This window comes from Sphaerotilus sp., assembly GCF_034519685.1.
Taxonomy (GTDB): domain Bacteria; phylum Pseudomonadota; class Gammaproteobacteria; order Burkholderiales; family Burkholderiaceae_C; genus Sphaerotilus.
In genome coordinates, this window is the sequence record NZ_JAXHOF010000002.1 from 282,568 (window position 1) to 301,917 (window position 19,350).

The following is a 19,350-nucleotide window of genomic DNA, read 5'->3' on the forward strand; positions in this document are numbered from 1 at the left end:
AGGCCTGCATGTCTGTTCGTTCGCTGATCGCTCTCGTTCCCGCTGTCCTGGTGCTCGCCGCGCCGCTGTCGGCCCACGCCAACCTCGACATGGCCAAGAAAAACGCCTGCATGGCCTGCCACGCGGTGGACAAGAAGCTGGTCGGTCCGTCCTACCTGGAGGTGGCCAAGAAATATGCCGGTCAGAAGGATGCCGTGGACGCCCTGGCGGCCAGCATCAAGAAGGGTGGTTCGGGCAAGTGGGGCCCGGTTCCGATGCCGGCGCAGGCTGCGCTGAGCGATGCGGATGCGAAGACGCTGGCGGCCTGGGTGCTGGGCGGAGCCAAGTGACATGGCGCTGCGTGCGGGTGTGCGCCGCGGGCTGACCGGGTTGTTGCTGGCGGGGGTCGGCGTGATGGGCTGGACCCAGACGCCGCCGTCCGCTGTGCCGGCCATCTTCCGGGATGCGGATCTTGCTTTGGGTGAGCGCCTGATCCGCGAGCACCGCTGCAGCGAATGCCACGCCCGGCGTGTCGGTGGCGACGGCAGCGACCTCTACAACCCCAAGGGCCGCATCTCCACCCCCGGGGCGCTGCGCGGCATGGTGGAGCTGTGCAACACCGAGCTGAACCTGGGCCTGTTCCCGGAGGAGGTCACCGCCGTGGCCGCCGTGCTGCAGCGTGACCATTACCGGTTTCCGCCCTGACCGCCATTCATGCGTTTATCCATGTGTACGCATACAATGGGGCTCACCTGAACCTGACTGTGAGCTTTCAACATGGACCGCGACGCGGAAGTCGACAAGGCGGACAACGTCTATGAATCGGTGGCCGAGCTGTTCTCGCTGCTGTCCACGCCGATCCGCCTGAAGATCATCGGCGCGCTGTGCAATGGCGAAAAGAATGTCTCGCAGTTGCTCGCCGAGATCGACACCACCCAGCCCAACATGTCCCAGCACCTCTCGACGCTCTACCGCGCCGGCGTGCTGGGCAAGCGGCGCGACTCCACCCAGATCTACTACCGGCTGCAGAGCGAGCGGGTCGCCACGCTGTGCCGCGCGGTCTGCACGCAGGTGGCGATCGAGCTGGATCCGGATGCCGAGGTCGAGCCCGCCGACCGGCTGCTGCCGGGCGGCGTCCGGTAGACCGTCGGCGTCCGGCCTTATTTCAGCCGGGCCCCCGTGCCGTCGTAGACCTCGACCGTGACGGGAATGCCCTGGCGGATGCTCTCCGTGACCGTGCAGAAGGCTTCGAACTGCGCCAGCACCCGGTCCAGGTGTGCCAGCGTGCCGGCCGGCACGCCCAGCGTCAGCCGAGCCGTCATGCCCAGCACCCGCAGCCGGTTCTCGGCGTTGCGACCCACCTCGGCTGCGATGTCGCACGACAGCGGCTCGGGCGCGAGCTTGTACTTGCGCATCGAGAACAGCAGCGACGCCGACAGGCAGTTGCCCACCGCCGCGCACAGCAGCTGCACCGGGGACGGGCCTTGCCCGTGTCCGAGGGGCGCGGGTTCGTCGGCCACCAGATCGGGCACGCTGTCGCCGAAATGGGTGTCGAACTGGTAGTCCTGGCGCTGGGTCAGGCGGATCGTGGTCAGTGCGGCGGCCATGGGGGGAATCCTGTCGAGGCGGTTAGAGGGCGAGGCCCGGTCAGCGCACCTTGCCCAGCAGCGTCTGCATGTCGTCCAGCATCGCGTCGAGCTGGGTGACACCGTCGGGCGGCAGGTCCAGGCGCTGCTTGAGTTCCTGCTGCATGAAGCACACCGTCATGCGCACGTAGGCGCTGTCGAGCGCCTTGCGCACGGCGGCCATCTGGCTGGCGATGTCGAGGCAGGGCTCGCCCGCCTCGACCATGCGCTGGATGCCGCGCAGCTGGCCTTCGGCGCGCTTGAGGCGGTTGAGCAGGTCGGTGCGGCTGGTTTCGTCTTGGAGCTGGGCCATGGTGCAAGCCTCTCGGGAGGGCTGTTCGAGCGTCGGAATGGCCATTGTCCCTGCTCCTGTGGGGTGTGGGTGTGGGGAGGTCCGATTCAGCGCGCGCAGGTCGCCACGCTTTCCGGCACGCCGAGCTTCTTGAGGAACCAGCCCAGCGGACACACGTTGGTGAAACCGAACTGCAGCAGGTTGGCGCCGACGAAGGCGGTGAAGGCCAGCGCCCAGTGGCTGACGAACAGCGGGCTGCCCTCGACGCCGAGCGCCAGCGAAATGAGGATGAAGCTGCCCGCGAAGATGCGGATGAGGCGGTCGATGGTCATGGTCAGGCTCCTTGGGGGGCGGTGGGTGCAGTAGGTGCAGTGGGTGCGTCAGGGACGTCGGGGTGACGCCCGCGGTAGACGGCGTAGTAGAGGACCGGGATCACGACCAGCGTCAGCAGCGTCGAGACCAGGATCCCGAAGATCAGCGCGATGGCCAGCCCGTTGAAGATCGGGTCGTCGAGGATGAAGAAGGCGCCGATCGTGGCCGCCAGACCGGTCAGCACGATGGGCTGGGCGCGCACGGCGGCGGAGTTCATCACCGCGTCCTGGAACGCCATGCCCTGCGCCACCTGCAGCTCGATGAAGTCCACCAGCAGGATCGAGTTGCGCACGATGATCCCGGCCAGCGCGATCATCCCGATCATCGAGGTGGCGGTGAACTGCGCGCCCAGCAGCGCGTGGCCGGGCATCACGCCGATCATCGTCAGCGGGATCGGCGCCATGATGATGAGCGGCGTCACGTAGCTGCGGAACTGCGCCACCACCAGCAGGTAGATCAGGATCAGCCCGACGCCGTAGGCCGCGCCCATGTCGCGGAAGGTGTCGTAGGTGATCTGCCATTCGCCGTCCCACTTGATGGCGTACTGGCGGTACGGGTCGCTGGGCTGGTGGATCCAGTATTCGCCCAGCTCACCGGTGCCGGGCAGGGCGGCGGCGGCCAGCTTCGGGCGGATCGCGAACAGGCCGTACAGCGGCGAATCCAGCTTGCCGGCCATGTCGCCGAAGACGTAGCTCACGCCCTGCAGATCCTTGGTGAACAGCGGCTTGTCGATGACCGCCTTCTCCACCCGCACCAGCTCACCCAGCGGCACGAGCTGCCCACTGGCGGCGCGCATTGGCAGCGCGAGCAGCGCGTCCAGCCCGACCTGCGCCTCGCGCGGCAGTTGCAGCCGCACGGGGACCGTGTACTTGCTCTGGCCGTCGTGCAGCCAGGCGGCGTCCAGGCCCGACAGCGCACCCTGCACGGTCTGCGCGACCGCGGCGACCGGGATGCCGAGCGACTCGGCGCGCTGGCGCTGCACGCGCAGGAAGGTGCGCGGTGCGTCTTCCCGGAGCGAGGTGTCGGTGCCGACGATGTCCGGCGTGGCGGCGAAGGCCTGGGCGATGCGGGCGGCGAGCTGCTGGCGGCCGGCCTCGTCCGGGCCGTAGACCTCGGCGACCAGCGGGCTCATCACCGGCGGGCCGGGCGGCACTTCGACGACCTTCACCCGCGCGCCGTGCGCGGCGGCGATCTTCTCCAGCGCGGGGCGGTGGCGCTGCGCGATGGCGTGGCTCTTGTCGCTGCGGTGGGCCTTGTCGACGAGGTTGACCTGCAGATCGCCTTGCTCGGCGTCGGCGCGCAGGTAGTACTGGCGCACCAGACCGTTGAAGGTGATCGGGCTGGCCGTGCCGGCGTAGCCCTGCAGGTTCAGCACCTCGGGCTGCTTCGCCAGGTACGCGCCCAGGTCCTGCAGCGTCGCGGCGGTGTCCTCCAGCGCCGAGCCGGCCGGCATTTCGAGCACGACCTGGTACTCCGACTTGTTGTCGAAGGGCAGCATCTTCAGCACCACCAGTTGCACCACGGCCAGCCCGACGCTCAGCAGCAGCGCGCCCAGGATGCCCGCCAGCAGCAGCCAGCGCTTGGCCGCGCTCTCCAGGAACGGCGACAGCAGGCGGCGGAACAGACCGGGCAGCTTCGCGGTGAGGCCGGTGGGTTCGGCGTGCGCGTGCGCGGCGTCCATCGGCTTCATCAGCTTGGCCGCGAGCCACGGCGTCACCGAGAACGCGATGGCCAGCGAGATCGCCATGCCGAGGCTCGAATTGATCGGGATCGGGCTCATGTACGGCCCCATCAGTCCCGACACGAAGGCCATCGGCAGCAGCGCCGCGATCACCGTGAAGGTCGCCAGGATGGTCGGGCCGCCGACCTCGTCGACCGCGCTGGGGATGATCTCCAGCAGCGGCTTGCCCGGGTGGAGCTGCTGGTGGCGGTGGATGTTTTCCACCACCACGATCGCGTCGTCCACCAGGATGCCGATCGAGAAGATCAGCGCGAACAGCGAGACGCGGTTCAGCGTGAAGCCCCAGGCCCACGACGCGAACAGCGTGGCCGTCAGCGTCAGGATCACCGCCGCGCCGACGATCACCGCCTCGCGCCGCCCGAGCGCGAAGCCGACCAGCAGGATCACCGAGCCGGTCGCGAACGCCAGCTTCTGGATCAGCTTGTTGGCCTTCTCGGCGGCGGTTTCGCCGTAGTCGCGGGTGATGGTCATCTCGACGCCGGCCGGCACCACGGTGTTGCGCAGCTCGTCGAGGCGGGCGCGGGCAGCCTGGGCGACATCGACCGCGTTCTGGCCGGGCTTCTTGGTGACGGTCAGCGTCACGGCCGGGTGTACGCCGCCCGCGCCAGAGGCGGCCACGCCGGGCGTGAACCAGACATGGCGCTGCGGCTGCGCGGCGCCGGTCTCGACCTTCGCGACCTCGCGCAGGTAGACCGGCTTGCCGTTGCTCACGCCGACCACCAGCTCGCCCACGTCCTCGGCCGAGCGCAGGAACTCGCCCGTCTCGATGGTGAGCATCTGCGCCGCGCCGTTGGGCATGGCGGCGTCACGGTTCACCACGCTGCCGGCCGGCATCGCGAGGTTGGCCGCGGCGATCGTCTGCTTCAGGCGCAGCACGTCAACACCACGCTCGCGCAGCCGGCTCGGGTCGAGCACGACCTGCACCGCCTGGCCGGGGCCGCCGATCGTCTGCACCTCGCGGGTGCCGGGCACGCGCTTGAGTTCGGCCTCCAGCGAGCGCGCCACGCGCTCGATCTCCAGCGCCGAGGCCTCGTCCCGGCTCCACAGCGTCACGCCGAGCACCGGCACGTCGTCGATACCCTTGGGCTTGACGATGGGGGGCAGGGTGCCCAGGTCGCGCGGCAGCCAGTCCTGGTTGGCGTTGAGCACGTCGTACAGCCGCACCAGCGCTTCGGTGCGCGGCACGCCGACCTGAAACTGCACTGTCAGCACCGCCACGCCGGGCCGCGCCACCGAGTACGTGTGCTCGATGCCGGCGATCTGGCTCAGCGCCTGCTCGGCCGGGCGGGCGACCATGTTCTGCACGTCCGCGCTGCTCGCCCCGGGGAAGGGGATCAGCACGTTGGCCATGGTCACGTTGATCTGCGGCTCTTCCTCGCGCGGCGTGACCAGCACGGCGAACAGGCCCAGCAGCAGCGCGACGATCGCCAGCAGCGGCGTGATCGCGTTCGACTGGAACATCGCGGCCATGCGGCCGGCGATGCCGAGCGTCGGGGTGTCTGTGGGGTGGTTCACGGCCGGGCTCCCGCCAGACCGGCCTTGACCGCGTCGGTGGCGATGCGCTCACCGGCTTTCAGGCCGGCCAGCACTTCGGTCGAGCCGCCCTGGGCCGCGCCGGCGCGGATGGCGCGCAGCACGAAGCGCTGCTCCTGCGCCACGTACACGGCGGTCAGCTCGCCGCGCCGCAGCACGGCGGCCTCGGGCACGCTCAGCGTCGCCGCCTTCGGATCGACCCCGGCGGCAGCGTCCGCAAAACGCACCCGCACCGTCTGGCCCGGCATCAGCAGCGCGCTGTCGGCGCCGCTCAGGTCGAGCCGCCATTCCACCGTCTGCGATACCGCGTCGGCGGTGGGCAGGTCGGTCTTCTTGATGGGCGCCACCCAGCGCTGGTCGGGCAGTTGGACCTCGATGCGCTGCGCAGCGCGGGCGACCACCGCCTGCGAGGCCGGCACCTGCACGACCGCCCGCAGCGCGCCCGGCGCGTAGACGGTGACGATCGGCCGGCCCGGCGCGGCGAGGTCGCCGGTGTCGAGGTGGGTGGCGAGCACGGTGCCGTCGAAGGGCGCGTGCACGCTGGCGAAGCCCTGCGCCAGCGCCGCCTGGCTGCGCCCGGCGCGGGCCTGGGCGACGGCGGCTTCGGCGGCCTTGAACTGGTTCTCGGCGTTGTCGAGCGCGGACTGGCTGATGTAGCCCTGGCCGCGCAGTTCGCGGGTGCGGTCGAGCTGGGTGCGGGCGTTGCGCAGGTTGGCGTCGGCCTGGGCCACGCCCGCGTCGCTCTGCGCCACGCCGGCCTGGGCCACCCGGGCGTCGAGCTGCGCCAGGGCCTGGCCCGCCTTGACGCGGTCACCGGCCTTGACGTTCAGCGCGAGCACGTTGCCCGCCGTCTGCGCTGACACCGTCGCCTGCCGGACCGGCTGGATCGCCCCGTCCAGGGCCAGGCTGCGGCCGACCTGGCCGGCCTGCACCACCGTGGTCGGCACTGCGAGGTCGGCGGCGAGGGCCGGCACGGCCGCGCCGATCAGCAGCCACGACGCCGCCCACACCAGCGGCAGCATCTTCGTCGGAGGGGCAGAAACAGGGGAACGCATGGGGAGACTCCTTGATACCCTGTATGGTATATCAATAGGGGTGGGGGTATCAAGAGGTTTGCCGTGCGCGGGACAATCAGGGCTGAACCATCCTCGGAGCCCGACGCCCATGACTGCTGCCCTCCTGACCGGCATCACCACCGCCCGCCTCGACGCGATCGACCCGGCCCGACTGCCCGCGCTGCTGCGCCGCATGCCCAAGGCCGAGCTGCACATCCACATCGAAGGCTCGCTCGAACCCGAGCTGATCTTCAAGCTCGCGCAGCGCAACGGCGTGGCGCTGCCGTACCCGAGCATCGAGGCCCTGCGCGCGGCCTATGCCTTCACGGACCTGCAGAGCTTCCTCGACATCTACTACGCCGGGGCCAGCGTGCTCCTGAAAGAGGAAGACTTCTTTGACATGGCGTGGGCCTACCTCGAAAAAGCTGCCGCCGACAACGTCGTCCACACCGAAATCTTCTTCGACCCGCAGACCCACACCGCGCGCGGCGTGCCGTTCGAGACGGTCATCAAGGGCCTGAACCACGCCGTCCACCGGGCGCACACCGGGCTGGGCGTCAGCGCCAAGCTGATCCTGTGCTTCCTGCGCCACCTGAGCGAGGAAGAGGCGTTCGCGACGCTGGAAGCAGCGCTGCCGTGGCGCCACCACTTCATCGGCGTGGGGCTGGACAGCAGTGAGGTCGGCCACCCGCCGAGCAAGTTCGAGCGGGTGTTTGCCCGCTGCCGCGAACTCGGGCTCCACGTTGTCGCCCATGCGGGCGAGGAAGGCCCGCCGGCCTACATCCACGAAGCCATCGACCTGCTAAAGACCGAGCGCATCGACCACGGCGTGCGCTGCCTCGAAGACGCCGAGCTGGTCGAGCGGCTGGCCGAGACCCGCATCCCGCTGACGGTGTGCCCGCTGTCGAACACCAAGCTGTGCGTGTTCCCGACGATGGCCGACCACAACCTGCCCGCGCTGCTCGACGCCGGGCTGTGCGCGATGGTGAATTCAGACGACCCGGCCTACTTCGGCGGCTACATCAACCAGAACTTCGTCGAACTGTTCGCCGCGCTGCCGCAACTGACGGCGCGCCACGCCTACCAACTGGCGCGCAACAGCTTCGAGGCGAGCTTCGTGGACGAGGCGCACAAGCGCGCCTGGACGCACCAGCTCGACGCGGTGTTCAACGCGGGCTGAGCCCGGCCGCCCCAGGGCGGCGCCCGACTCTGCGACAATCCTGCCCCTGCCGCCTGCGTGCCCGACGCGGGCGGCTTTGTTTTGTCCGCGCCTTGTCGCCTTTCTTTTTTTCGGGCCATGTCGAGGACCACCATGTACAAAAACCTCCTGCGCGCCGCCGTGGCCGCCTGGATTGCCATTCCCCTGACCGCAACGGTCGCCGCACCGGCCACACCGGCCAAACTCCCGCTCAAGGTCGCCTTCGTCTACGTCAGCCCGATCGGCACCGCCGGCTGGACCTACCAGCACAACATGGGCCGCCTGGGCCTGGAGAAGAACCTGGGCGGCGCGGTGAAGACCACCTTCGTCGAGAACGTCGCCGAGGGCGCAGACTCCGAGCGCGTGATGCGCGACCTGGCCTCGCAGGGCCACAAGCTGATCTTCGCGACCAGCTTCGGCTACCTGGAGCCAGCCCTGCGGGTGGCGCAGGAGTTCCCCGACGTCGCCTTCGAGCACATGGGCGGCTACAAGACCAGCGCCAACGTCAACATCTACAACGCCCGCTTCTACGAGGGTCGCTACCTCGCCGGCATGGTCGCCGGCAAGATGAGCAAGACGGGCACGGCGGGCTATGTCGCTGGCTTCCCGATCCCCGAGGTGGTGCAGGGCATCAATGCCTTCGCGCTCGGCATGCGCGCCGCCAACCCGAAGGCGCAGGTCAAGGTCGTCTGGCTCAACACCTGGTTCGACCCGGCCAAGGAGCGCGAGGCCGCACAGAGCCTCATCAACGACGGCGCCGACATGCTGACCCACCACAGCGGCTCGACCGCCATTCCCCTGCTGGCCGAGGAGAACGTCGCCAAGGGCGTGCGCCTGCTCGGCTACCAGAGCGACATGCGCCCCTTCGCCCCGAAGGCGCAGCTCACCAGCGTCACCCACCACTGGGAAGCACGCTACACGGCGGTGGCCAAGTCGGTGATCGCCGGGACGTGGAAGCCCAAGCCCTTCATCGGCGGTGTGCGCGAACGCATCATCCAGATGGCGCCGTACTCGGACGAGGTGCCGCGCGACGTGCAGCGCCAGTTGAACGAGGTCGAACGCGCGATGGCCGCCGGGCGGGTGCATCCGTTCTCGGGCCGGCTGGTCGACCAGGACGGGCAGGTGCGCCAGGCCAAGGGCGTGATGGGCGACGAGGCGCTGGCGAAGATGGACTTCTTCGTGCAGGGGGTGGTGGGGCAGATGCCCAAGCGTTGATATGTGAGATCTGACCCTCGCCAGAGGACGTTTGACGGGCTATGTCAATGATGTACTGGCGTACACTGAATTCCAGATTTTGGAAATCTTGACGCCCATGAACATCTCGCCAGACAGCATCCTGACCGTCCAGGATGTCGCAGACTACTTGAGGGTCAACCAGCGGACTGTCTATCGTCTGGTGGTGGACGGCAGGCTTCCAGGCTTCAAGGTTGGTGCTGCCTGGCGGTTCAAGCGCGTTGACATCGATGCTTGGATCCAGGCTCAGAGCCAACCTGCGCGTGGAGGCGAGGCGACTTGATCTCCGCACACCACGCCAAGTATTACGCCCATGAGCTGACCTGCCGTCATGCGTCTGACGGTGTAGACCGTTTGTCCCAGTCACTGTTCGATGCTGGCGTTGATCTGAATCCGCATCAGATCGACGCTGCATTGTTTGCTCTGCGCAATCCGCTGCAGCAAGGCGTGCTGCTGGCTGACGAGGTGGGTCTGGGCAAGACCATCGAAGCTGCCCTGGTGCTGTGCCAGCTATGGGCCGAACGGCGGCGTCGGCTGCTGGTCATTTGTCCTGCCAGCCTGCGCAAGCAGTGGGCGCAGGAGCTGCACGACAAGTTCGCCGTGCCCAGCGTCGTGCTCGATGTGGTAGCCCTGCGCAAGCACCGTGCAGGCGACCTGTTGGCGACTGTGCAAGCCTTCGCTGGCAAGCAGGTGGTCATCATGTCTTACCAGTTCGCCGCCAAGCTGGAAGCTGAGTTGCGCGCGGTGCCGTGGGACGTGGTGGTCATCGACGAAGCCCACAAATTGCGCAATGCGCACCGCACCAGCAACCGCACGGGTCAAGCTCTGCGCCGGGCGCTGGACGGTCGCAAGAAGCTGCTGCTGACTGCTACCCCGCTGCAGAACACGCTGCTGGAGCTGTACGGCCTGTCCACCCTCATCGACGAACACCTGTTTGGCGACGAGGCGGCCTTCCGCAAGCAGTACATGGCCAATGGCGGCAATCTGGATGAGCTGCGGAGCCGTCTGGCCACCTTCACGAAGCGCACCCTGCGGCGCGATGTGCTGGAGTACGTGAAATACACCGAGCGCAAGGCGCTCACCCAGCCCTTCAACCCGACCGATGACGAGCAGTCGCTGTACGAGCGCATCTCGGCCTTTTTGCAGAGCGAGGATTCATTCGCTTTGCCGAAGAAGCAGCGTCACCTGACTTCCCTGATTCTGCGCAAGCTGCTGGCCTCCAGTTCGCACGCCGTGTCGGCCACGTTGGACACAATTCGCGCTCGGCTTCAGCGCATGCTGGATGGCGAGGACGTGGGCGATGGCCGGGATCTGGTCGAGCAGCTTGTCGAAGAAGACGATCTGGAAGAAGACATCCTGGAAGAGCAGGCTGAAGATTCGGTGAGTGATTCGGTCGATGGCCTTGCCGACCCCGCCCCAGCCAGCCTGGACCCAGGCACCGAGGCCGAAACGTCCAAGCGTGCCGCCATTGGTCGGGAGATTGCCGAGATCACCGCCTTCATCGACGCGGCCACGGCGCTGACCACCGACACCAAGGCCCAGTCGCTGCTGCGCGCCCTGGAGCTGGGCTTCGCCAACATGGCGCAGATGGGCGGCCCCCGCAAAGCCATCGTCTTTACGGAGAGCAAACGCACCCAGGAGTACCTGCACCGCTTCCTCAGCGCCAACGGCTACGTCGGGAAGCTGGCCATGTTCAGCGGCACGAACAGCCACGAAGAACAGACTGCCATCTATCAGACCTGGCTGGAGCAGTACCAGGGCACCGACCGGGTCACGGGCTCGCCGCAGGTAGACCGCCGCACCGCCCTCATCGACCACTTCCGCAAGGACGACGGCAGTGGCGCCGACATCATGATCGCGACCGAGGCTGCCGCAGAGGGCGTGAACCTGCAGTTCTGCGCGCTCATCATCAACTACGACCTGCCTTGGAACCCGCAGCGCGTGGAGCAACGCATTGGCCGCTGCCACCGCTACGGCCAGCGGTATGACGTGGTGGTCATCAACTTCCTGAACACTCGCAACCAGGCAGACCAGCGCGTGCTGGAGCTGCTCACGCAGAAGTTCAACCTGTTCTCGGGCGTGTTCGGTGCGTCTGATGAAGTGCTTGGCCGCATCGAGGGCGGCATCGACTTCGAGAAGCGCATCCTGCAGATCTACGACACCTGCCGCCGCCCGGAGGACATCGAAGCCGCCTTCAACGCGCTGCAGACTGAACTCGAAGAGTCCATCAACAGCCGCATCCGAGACACCCAGGCGCAGCTGCTGGAGACCTTCGACGAGGACGTGCACGACAAGCTGAGGCTGCGGCTGGACGAGGCCGAGGCCAGGCTGGACAAGATCGGCCGCTGGTTCTGGGGCGTCACGCGCTATGCCCTGGCCGGTCACGCCAAGTTTGACGAGCAGCACTACGCCTTCTCGCTCACCAACCCACCGCCAGCATGTGCCGCGGGCGCCCCCGCCGGCCGCTACCAGCTGATGCGCGGCGGGGCCCAGGCTGACATGCTCGCCCATGCCTATCGGCTGAGCCATCCGCTGGGCGAGTGGAGCATCGACACTGCTCGCAGCGCAGCCACACCACCGGCCGCTGTCAGTCTGGACTACTCCAAGCACGGCACGCGCGTTTCGGTCATCGAGCGTCTGCAAGGCAAGTCCGGCTGGCTGCGCTTGGTGCGCCTAGTGGTCACTGCCTGCGAGACCACCGAAACCCTGCTGTTCTCGGGTACCTGCGACGACGGCTTCACGCTCGACCAGGAGGCCTGCGAGCGTTTGATGTCGATTCAGGCTGCTGGTCGCCCGGCATCACTGACCGGCGCAGCCACAACCCCGCCAGACGTGCTGACCACCAACAGCACTCGGCAGGTCGAGGCCACCATCGCGGCAATTCTGGAGACCAACCAGCGCCTCTTCACCGAAGAGCGCGACAAGCTGGAGAAGTGGGCCGACGACAAGCTGATGGCCGCCGAGGAACAGCTTCGCAACACCAAGGCACGGATCGCGCAACTCAAGCGCGACGCCCGGAGGGCCGCCACGCTTCAGGAGCAGTCCAGCATCCAGCAGGAACTCAGCGCGCTGGAGCGCCAGCAGCGCAAGCAGCGACAAGACATCTTCGCCGTCGAGGACGAGATCATCGAACGCCGTGACGCTCTCATCCAGGCTCTGCAAGAGCGCCTCAAGCAGACCACCGAGGAAGAGCACCTGTTCACCTTGCGCTGGAGCGTCGTCTGACCGGCCGTCAAGGCACGCCTCCAACGCCACCCATACCGACAAGAACCCCTGCCCCAATCTGTCATGAGCAAGCACATCGAACTGGTCACCAAGCTGCGCGAAATCTTCCAGATCGACCGCCCCGACTTGGACTTCGGCATCTACCGCATCCTCAACACGCGAGCCGCCGAGATCAACGCCTACCTGGAGCAACGCCTGCCGGAGAAGGTGAGGGCCGCGCTGGCCCAAGGCGGCGCAGCCCAACAAGAACAGGTCGCCCGCGAGTTGCAGGAGAAGGAAGCCCAGTACCAGGCCGACGGCGTTGACCCGGGCACCGTGCCCAAGGTGCGCGAACTGCGCGAGAAGCTGGCGCAGTACCAGGCTGGCGCGTCCGAGCATGAGAACGCCGTGTTCTCGCACCTGCTGGCCTTCTTCTCCCGCTACTACAAGGACGGCGACTTCATCAGCCAGCGACGCTACAAGGGTGACACCTACGCCATCCCGTATGCAGGCGAAGAGGTGATGCTGCACTGGGCCAACAAGGACCAGTACTACACCAAGAGCGGCGAGAACTTCGCCAATTACGGCTTCAAGCTAGACGACGGCCGCACCGTTCACTTCCGCCTAGTTGCCGCTGACACCGCCAAAGACAACCGCAAGGACAACGACAAGGAGCGGCGCTTTGCCCTGGTGGTGGCCAAGACCGTCACCAGACTGGATGAAAACGGCGACGAGTACGAAGAGGAACTGGTGCCCGCGGAGGAAGCATTGGGCAGTGACGGCAACAAGGAGCTGATCATCCGCTTCGAGTACATCGTCCAGCCCAAAGGTACCAAGCAGGAGGCGCTGGTCACCAAGGCTGTAGAGGCAGTGCTGGCGGACGCAGCCGTCAAAGCCCGCTGGCTGGCCCTGGGCAACCGCGCGCCGACGGAGAAGAGCCCGCAGCGCACCCTGCTGGAAAAGCACCTGAGCGACTACACCACCAAGAACACGGCGGACTACTTCATCCACAAGGATCTGGGTGGCTTTCTCCGGCGAGAGTTGGACTTCCACATCAAGAACGAAGTCATGCATCTGGATGACGTGCAGAACGCGGGTGCGTTCGCCGACATCGAGAAGAACCTTCGGATGATCCAGTGCCTACGAGCCATCGCGCGGGAACTGATTACCTTCTTGGCCCAGCTTGAGAACTTTCAGAAGAAGCTGTGGCTGAAGAAGAAATTCGTTGTTTCCAGCCACTACTGCATTACGCTGGATCGAGTACCGGAAGCGTTGTGGCCGGAAGTAGTCGCAAACGAGCAGCAATGGGCGAGGTGGAAACAACTTGGGCTGTGGACTGGAAACGCTCCAGGATCGATTAAAGATTTGCAAGCAAGCCTATTTCGGACGGTCGACACTAGCCTATTCGAAGATCATTTCAAGAATCGCCTTCTCTCCGCCATTCATGATTTGGATGAAAAAACTTCCGGGCTATTGATTAATTCAGACAACTTTCAGGCGCTGAGTTTGCTGGGCGCAGGAAAATGCTCGCTTGTAGACTTTGTTTATATTGACCCGCCATACAATGCAAAATCAAGCGAAATCCTTTACAAGAACGCCTTCAAGCATTCATCTTGGCTATCGCTTATTCATAACCGGCTAAGTGCAGCTCGGACTATTATGCGGGACGATGCGCCCATTGCGGTCGCCATCGACGAGAATGAACAGGAGAATTTAGGGCTATGCTTATCGAATATATTTCAAGAGCACCACAAGGCATTGATTACGGTTATTCACAACCATAAGGGCATTCAGAGTCAAAACTTTAGCAACATAAGTGAGTTCTGCTACTTTGTTTTCCCAACAAACAAAAGAAGATATATATCCACAAAAAAGCGAGATGGGTACTCGATGGCCAATCTCAATTTGAGAGATAAAGGCAATGAGTCTCTTCGCTCGGACGCTAAGACTTGTTTCTATCCATTCCTTGTAAATCAAGAAGGATTTATTGTGGGCGTAGGGAATGTGCCCGCCGATGATTTTCACCCATCCGCGCAAACAGAGGTCGGGGCAGACGATTTTCGCCGCGTGTGGCCGATCGACAGAAATGGAATTGAGCGGAAGTGGAGATATGCCCAATCTTCATTCGAAAGGATCAAGGACATCATCAAAGCAGAGCCCGGCGGAGCTGGTCTCGAAATAAATATATACAAAGAGGAGGAAAATTACAAAACAGTTTGGGATGACAGTAAATTTAATGCGGGCCTGCACGGGACGCGAATATTGAACAATTTAATCCCCAATGCACCATTTGACTTCCCCAAATCTCTTCACTTGGTTTATGAGTCGTGTAAGGCCGGCTTAAACGGGAAACAAAATGGGGTTGTTTTGGACTTTTTTGCTGGCTCCGGCACAACTGCACATGCAGTAATATCTCTAAATAGGGATATGCAAGGTGATCGAAAATATATCCTTGTTGAGCAGGGCGACTACTTTGACACCGTCCTAAAGCCAAGATTGCAAAAGATTGTATATTCGTCAGAATGGAATGGCGGCGAGCCTTCAGTCCTCGAAACAGGCGTTTCCCACTGCTTCAAAGTCCTCAAGCTCGAAAGCTACGAAGACACCCTGAACAACCTGCAACTGAGCCGCACCGCCGCGCAGGGCGATCTGCTGAACACACTGCCGCAGCAGGCCAAGGACGACTACCTGCTCAACTACCAGTTGGACGTGGAGAGCCGTGGCTCGCTGCTGTCGGTGGATGACTTCAAGAAGCCCTTCGACTACACCCTCAACGTGGCCGTGGATTCGGCGGGCGCGTTTGAGCCGGGCAAGATCGATCTGGTCGAAACCTTCAATTTCCTGATCGGCCTGCGGGTAAAGCACATCGATGCCCAGCCGCAGCGCGGCTTCGTCACGGTCACCGGAACCCTGCCCAGCAATGAAACCTGCCTCGTGCTGTGGCGCGATTGCGATGTGCTGGACTACGAAGGCATCAGTAAGCTCTGCGACAAGCTGGCCATCAACCCGGCGGACAACGAGTTCGACGTGGTCTACATCAACGGCGACCACAACATTCCGACCGTGCTGACGCAGACCGCGGAGGAGGGCGGCGCCACGCGCGTGCTCAAGCTGCGGCAGATCGAGCCAGAGTTCCTGGATCGCATGTTCTCGACGGAGGACGTTTGAATGACCGAAGCCAAACAGCCGACCAGAGCCAACCGCATCCGTTCGGTCACGATTGAGGGATTCCGCAGCCTGAAAAACATTCAGAGCTTGGAGCTGCCACAGCTGACGGTGCTGATCGGCGCCAATGGCGCGGGAAAGTCCACCCTGATTCGGTTCTTCGAGATGCTGAGCTGGATGCTCAAGGCGAAGAACCTGCAGGAGTTCGTGCTGCGCCACGGCGGGGGCGACGACCAGTTCTTCATGGGCGCGCGCAAGACACCGCGCATCCATGCAGAGCTGTGTCTGGATACCGAGAAGGGTCAGAACGACTACTGCTTTGACCTGACCCACATTTCGGCCGGCGACACGGTCATGGTCATGAATGAGGCTTATCGGTACTCGGCGCATGACATCCCGAGCAAGGCCAAGTGGACTGAGATCGAAGCGGTGGGCAAGGAGTCCAGCCTCCTGGAAAAAAAGCAAAAGACTGCACAGACCATCGTCAACTTGCTTCGGCAGTGCTCCACCTACCAGTTCCATGACACGTCGATCAACTCTGCGATCCACAACCGCTGGGATGTGACCGAATCGTTCCGGCTGCGCTCTGACGGCGGCAACCTGGCCGCCGTGCTGCTGGACCTGCGCAAGACGGACAGCAAGCGCTATGAATTGATCGTCAAACAGATCACCCGCGTGCTGCCCGCGTTCAAGGACTTCGTGCTGGAGGAGGCGGCCGGCAAGGTGCTGTTGCGCTGGGTGGGCCGGCAAAGCGACAAGGTCTTTGGCTCGCATCTCACGTCAGACGGATCGCTGCGGCTGTTCTGCCTGTTGACGTTGCTGAACCTGCCGCCGGACCGGCTGCCAGACGTGATGTTCTTCGACGAGCCCGAATTGGGTTTGCATCCGCACGCCATCACCTTGGTGGCTGAGATGTTCAAGCGCTTGTCGAAGAAGCGGCAGATTTTCGTGGCCACCCAGTCGCCCTACCTGGTGGACTGCTTCGAGCTGGAAAACATCATCGTGGCCAGTGCCAACAATGGCGAGACTGTGTTGCGCAACCTGCCGCATGACCACTATCAACGCTGGCTGGACGAGGAGTACCAGCTTTCTGACATCTGGTTGCAGCAGGCCACGGGTGGCGTGGCTTGGCTGGGTGATACGCAACCCGTTCAACGGGAAGGTTCGGCAGGCACGGAGCAAGTCGAATGATCCGGGTCTGCATCATCTGTGAGGGGGCCACCGAGGTGGAGTTCGTCAACCGTTGCTTGGAGCCTTACCTGCAACCCAGCGGCGTCAGTGCCTACGGCACCGTGTTGAGCGCCAGGTCAGGTCGCCATCGCGGTGGCCGTGTCACGGTGGAGAGGCTGGCCCAGAAGATCTCGCTGCATTACAGCGAGGCCGACCGCATCACGACTCTGGTGGACTTCTACGGCTTTCAGGACCGTGATGGCCGTCCCCGCGCCCAGTTGGAAGCTGACATTGCCGCCGCCACCCGAGCCATCACGACAGGCTACGACGCTCGTTATGTGCTGCCCTACGTGCAGATGCATGAGTTCGAGGGGTTGCTGTTCACCGACCCCGCGAACTTTGAGTGGGCAGAGGACGGCTGGAACGAGGAGGTGAAAGCTCAGTTGTGGGCCGTGGCACAGGCTTTTCCGAACCCGGAAGACATCAATGACAGCCCCGAAACTGCACCGTCCAAACGGATCCTGAACATCTTTCCGGATGGGATCTATTCCAAGCCGGAACATGGCCCGCTGATCGCCGAAGCGACGGGCGTCGCTGCGATTCGGGCGAAGTGCCCAGCGTTCAACGAATGGGTCGGCAAGTTGCAAGCCTGGGGAGGCACTGTCTGAAATGGCTACGAAAAAGCAAGCCGGACGACCGGCCGCCAAGAAGCGCAGCTTCCACCAGGAACTGGTGCTCAACCGCTGGATGCTGGGATTTTTCCAAGGGGGCAACCTCGCTGCACTCAAGCAGCGGCTGGGAGAAGACCGCTTCGAAGGCATCGACGAGGATGGGCAGACCCAGTTCTTCCACGAGCTGACACGCAACCTGTTCAATGTGGACCGCATCAGCGAAGCCGACCTGCGCCGCTATGACCTGACCATCGTCGCCCATTGGCAGAGCATCACCTCCCAGCGCAACAAGCTGGAGGGGCATGAGCTGCACATGAAGTACTTCCAGTACCTCTCGTTGCTGTTCACCGAGATCTACCTGGACTGGTACTTCAACCATCGGCAAGACCTGCTGGACGGCCTGAATGCGGAGATGGTTCGCTACCGGGCCGAAGCCGGTGCCGAGCCCTTCAAGGACTTTGACGCCGACGACTTGAACAAGGTCGCCTTCTGGAACGCCACGGGCAGCGGCAAGACGCTGTTGCTGCACGTCAACATCAAGCAGTACCTGCGTTATTACCAGGCGGGCAAGGGCGAGCATTACCCGGACAAGATCATCCTGCTGACGCCCAACGAAGGTCTGTCGCGCCAGCACCTGGAAGAGCTGCACCTGTCGGGCTTCGGTTTCGCACAACACTTCAACAAGGCCCAGACGCCCCCGCGCGGCACCATCGAAGTCATCGACATCAACAAGCTCGGCGACGAGATGGGCGACAAGACGGTTGCCGTCGAGGCTTTCGAGGGCAACAACCTCGTGCTGGTAGACGAAGGCCACCGGGGAACGGGTGAGGTAGCCTGACTTCCGTGGACACCCACTTGACCCGGTGACACGACGAGAAAGACGATGAAGAAGAACCAAAGCTACACAGCAGAGTTCAAGGCGGAAGCGGTAAAGCTGGTGCTGGAACAGAAGCTGTCACACCAGGAAGCAGCCCAGAGAGTGGGCATTCCGAAGGGCTCGCTGAGCAACTGGGTGGCGAGCAGCCAGCGCCGGGGAGCGCAGGCGCTGAAGGCGGCCGAGCCTTCGGTGGCGGAACTGAAGGCCGAGGTCAGCCGGCTGCGCCGGGAACTGGCGCGGGTGGAGATGGAGCGCGAAATCGTAAAAAAAGCGGCCGCGTACTTTGCGAGGGAGTCGCTGCAAGGTACGCGGTCATGAAGGAGCTGCAGGCTCGACACGACTATCCGGTGGCGGTGCTGTGCTCGGCGCTGGGGGTCTCGCGCAGCGGGTACTACGCCTGGTGCGAGAGGCCAGCCTCGGCCCGTCAGCGCGACGACGAGCGGCTGAAGGTGGCCATCCGAGGGGTGCATGCGGCCAGCCGCCAGACCTACGGCACGCGCCGGGTGCTGGCGGAGTTGCGGGCGCAGGGCTTCGAGGCCGGGCGGGACCGTGTGGACCGACTGCGCCGCACGATGGCGCTGCGTTGCCGGCAGAAGCGCTGCTTTCGCGTCACCACGGACTCCGAGCACCTGCTGCCCGTGGCCGATAACCTGCTGCTGCAGGACTTCACCGCCAGCGCCCCTGATCGGATCTGGCTCACCGACATCACCTACATCCGCACCGACGAGGGCTGGCTCTACCTGGCCGGACTCAAGGACATGTGTACCCGAGAGATCGTCGGCTATGCGATGGACGAGCGCATGACCCAGCAGCTCTGCCTGCGCGCGCTGGGCCACGCCCATGCCCGGCGCCGACCCCCGCCCGGGCTGATCCACCACTCCGATCGGGGCAGCCAGTATTGCGCTCGCGACTACCGTCACGCACTCGATGCACTGGGCATGCGAGCGTCGATGTCACGTCGCGGCAACTGCTATGACAACGCCCCGATGGAGAGCTTCTGGGGCAGCTTGAAGAACGAACTCGTCCACCACCGGCGCTTTGCCACCCGCGCTCAGGCCATTGCCGAAATCACCGAGTGGATCGAGGTCTTCTACAACCGCCAGCGTCGCCACAGCGCCATCGGCAACCTCCCGCCTGCCGTCTTTGCTCGGCAGTTCTATCAACAACTGCGCTCTGCGCATTAACTTCGACTGTCCACGGTTGACAGGACACCTCAGGGAACGGCGGCCGGAGCA

The 19,350-nt window shown here is 64.4% G+C and carries 17 protein-coding genes; 12 read left to right on the plus strand and 5 right to left on the minus strand.

Translation table 11 applies throughout. The features are described 5' to 3' along the window. The first annotated feature begins 8 nt into the window (after window positions 1-8). The 3 genes from U5O44_RS01775 (at window position 9) to U5O44_RS01785 (ending at window position 1,122) form a co-directional block, all read left to right on the plus strand. The gene (locus U5O44_RS01775; RefSeq protein ID WP_322586749.1) at window positions 9-329 is read left to right on the plus strand and encodes a c-type cytochrome; all 321 of its coding nucleotides are present in this window, start codon (window positions 9-11) and stop codon (window positions 327-329) included. Between the two features lies 1 nt (window position 330). Further along, window positions 331-684 carry a hypothetical protein gene (locus tag U5O44_RS01780; RefSeq protein ID WP_322586750.1) on the plus strand — a complete coding sequence of 118 codons (354 nt, stop codon included), beginning with the start codon at window positions 331-333 and terminating at the stop codon, window positions 682-684. A gap of 72 nt (window positions 685-756) precedes the next feature. Further along, window positions 757-1,122, plus strand: a complete 366-nt coding sequence (locus tag U5O44_RS01785; RefSeq protein WP_322586751.1) for an ArsR/SmtB family transcription factor — start codon at window positions 757-759, stop codon at window positions 1,120-1,122. A 17-nt stretch (window positions 1,123-1,139) separates the two neighbouring features. Here U5O44_RS01785 and U5O44_RS01790 read toward each other — a convergent pair whose 3' ends face one another. From U5O44_RS01790 to U5O44_RS01810, 5 genes are all read right to left on the minus strand, one after another. Next, entirely contained in the window at window positions 1,140-1,586 is a 447-nt protein-coding gene (locus U5O44_RS01790) for an OsmC family protein (RefSeq protein ID WP_322586752.1), read from the minus strand. A gap of 40 nt (window positions 1,587-1,626) precedes the next feature. Further along, entirely contained in the window at window positions 1,627-1,917 is a 291-nt protein-coding gene (locus U5O44_RS01795; RefSeq protein WP_322586753.1) for a metal-sensing transcriptional repressor, read from the minus strand. Window positions 1,918-2,003: 86 nt separating this feature from the next. Beyond that, a complete protein-coding gene (locus U5O44_RS01800; RefSeq protein WP_322586754.1) occupies window positions 2,004-2,228 on the minus strand; it encodes a YgaP family membrane protein in 225 nt (74 codons plus the stop codon). A gap of 2 nt (window positions 2,229-2,230) precedes the next feature. After that, window positions 2,231-5,479 (minus strand): efflux RND transporter permease subunit, encoded by a 3,249-nt coding sequence (locus U5O44_RS01805; protein WP_322587097.1) that lies wholly within the window; start codon window positions 5,477-5,479, stop codon window positions 2,231-2,233. Window positions 5,480-5,520: 41 nt separating this feature from the next. Beyond that, the gene (locus U5O44_RS01810; RefSeq protein WP_322586755.1) at window positions 5,521-6,597 is read right to left on the minus strand and encodes an efflux RND transporter periplasmic adaptor subunit; all 1,077 of its coding nucleotides are present in this window, start codon (window positions 6,595-6,597) and stop codon (window positions 5,521-5,523) included. A gap of 109 nt (window positions 6,598-6,706) precedes the next feature. Between U5O44_RS01810 and U5O44_RS01815 the strand changes: the two genes are divergently transcribed. The 9 genes from U5O44_RS01815 (at window position 6,707) to U5O44_RS01855 (ending at window position 19,299) form a co-directional block, all read left to right on the plus strand. After that, the gene (locus U5O44_RS01815; protein ID WP_322586756.1) at window positions 6,707-7,777 is read left to right on the plus strand and encodes an adenosine deaminase; all 1,071 of its coding nucleotides are present in this window, start codon (window positions 6,707-6,709) and stop codon (window positions 7,775-7,777) included. A gap of 132 nt (window positions 7,778-7,909) precedes the next feature. Then, entirely contained in the window at window positions 7,910-9,010 is a 1,101-nt protein-coding gene (locus tag U5O44_RS01820) for a BMP family ABC transporter substrate-binding protein (protein ID WP_322586757.1), read from the plus strand. A 97-nt stretch (window positions 9,011-9,107) separates the two neighbouring features. Beyond that, window positions 9,108-9,311 (plus strand): helix-turn-helix domain-containing protein, encoded by a 204-nt coding sequence (locus U5O44_RS01825; RefSeq protein WP_322586758.1) that lies wholly within the window; start codon window positions 9,108-9,110, stop codon window positions 9,309-9,311. After that, window positions 9,308-12,253, plus strand: a complete 2,946-nt coding sequence (locus tag U5O44_RS01830; protein WP_322586759.1) for an SNF2-related protein — start codon at window positions 9,308-9,310, stop codon at window positions 12,251-12,253. The genes U5O44_RS01825 and U5O44_RS01830 overlap by 4 nt, the downstream gene beginning before the upstream one ends. 63 nt (window positions 12,254-12,316) lie before the next feature. Further along, a complete protein-coding gene (locus U5O44_RS01835) occupies window positions 12,317-15,400 on the plus strand; it encodes a DNA methyltransferase (protein ID WP_322586760.1) in 3,084 nt (1,027 codons plus the stop codon). Beyond that, window positions 15,401-16,588 (plus strand): AAA family ATPase, encoded by a 1,188-nt coding sequence (locus U5O44_RS01840; protein WP_322586761.1) that lies wholly within the window; start codon window positions 15,401-15,403, stop codon window positions 16,586-16,588. Beyond that, on the plus strand, window positions 16,585-17,235 hold the full coding sequence (locus U5O44_RS01845) for a DUF4276 family protein (RefSeq protein ID WP_322586762.1): 651 nt from the start codon (window positions 16,585-16,587) through the stop codon (window positions 17,233-17,235). The genes U5O44_RS01840 and U5O44_RS01845 overlap by 4 nt, the downstream gene beginning before the upstream one ends. Before the next feature lies 1 nt (window position 17,236). Beyond that, window positions 17,237-18,076 (plus strand): DEAD/DEAH box helicase family protein, encoded by an 840-nt coding sequence (locus tag U5O44_RS01850; RefSeq protein WP_322586763.1) that lies wholly within the window; start codon window positions 17,237-17,239, stop codon window positions 18,074-18,076. A gap of 45 nt (window positions 18,077-18,121) precedes the next feature. Continuing rightward, a protein-coding gene (locus U5O44_RS01855) for an IS3 family transposase (protein WP_322586503.1) occupies window positions 18,122-19,299 on the plus strand; the annotation gives its coding sequence in 2 pieces (ribosomal slippage) (window positions 18,122-18,389 and window positions 18,389-19,299; 1,179 coding nt in all). Window positions 19,300-19,350 lie beyond the last annotated feature (51 nt).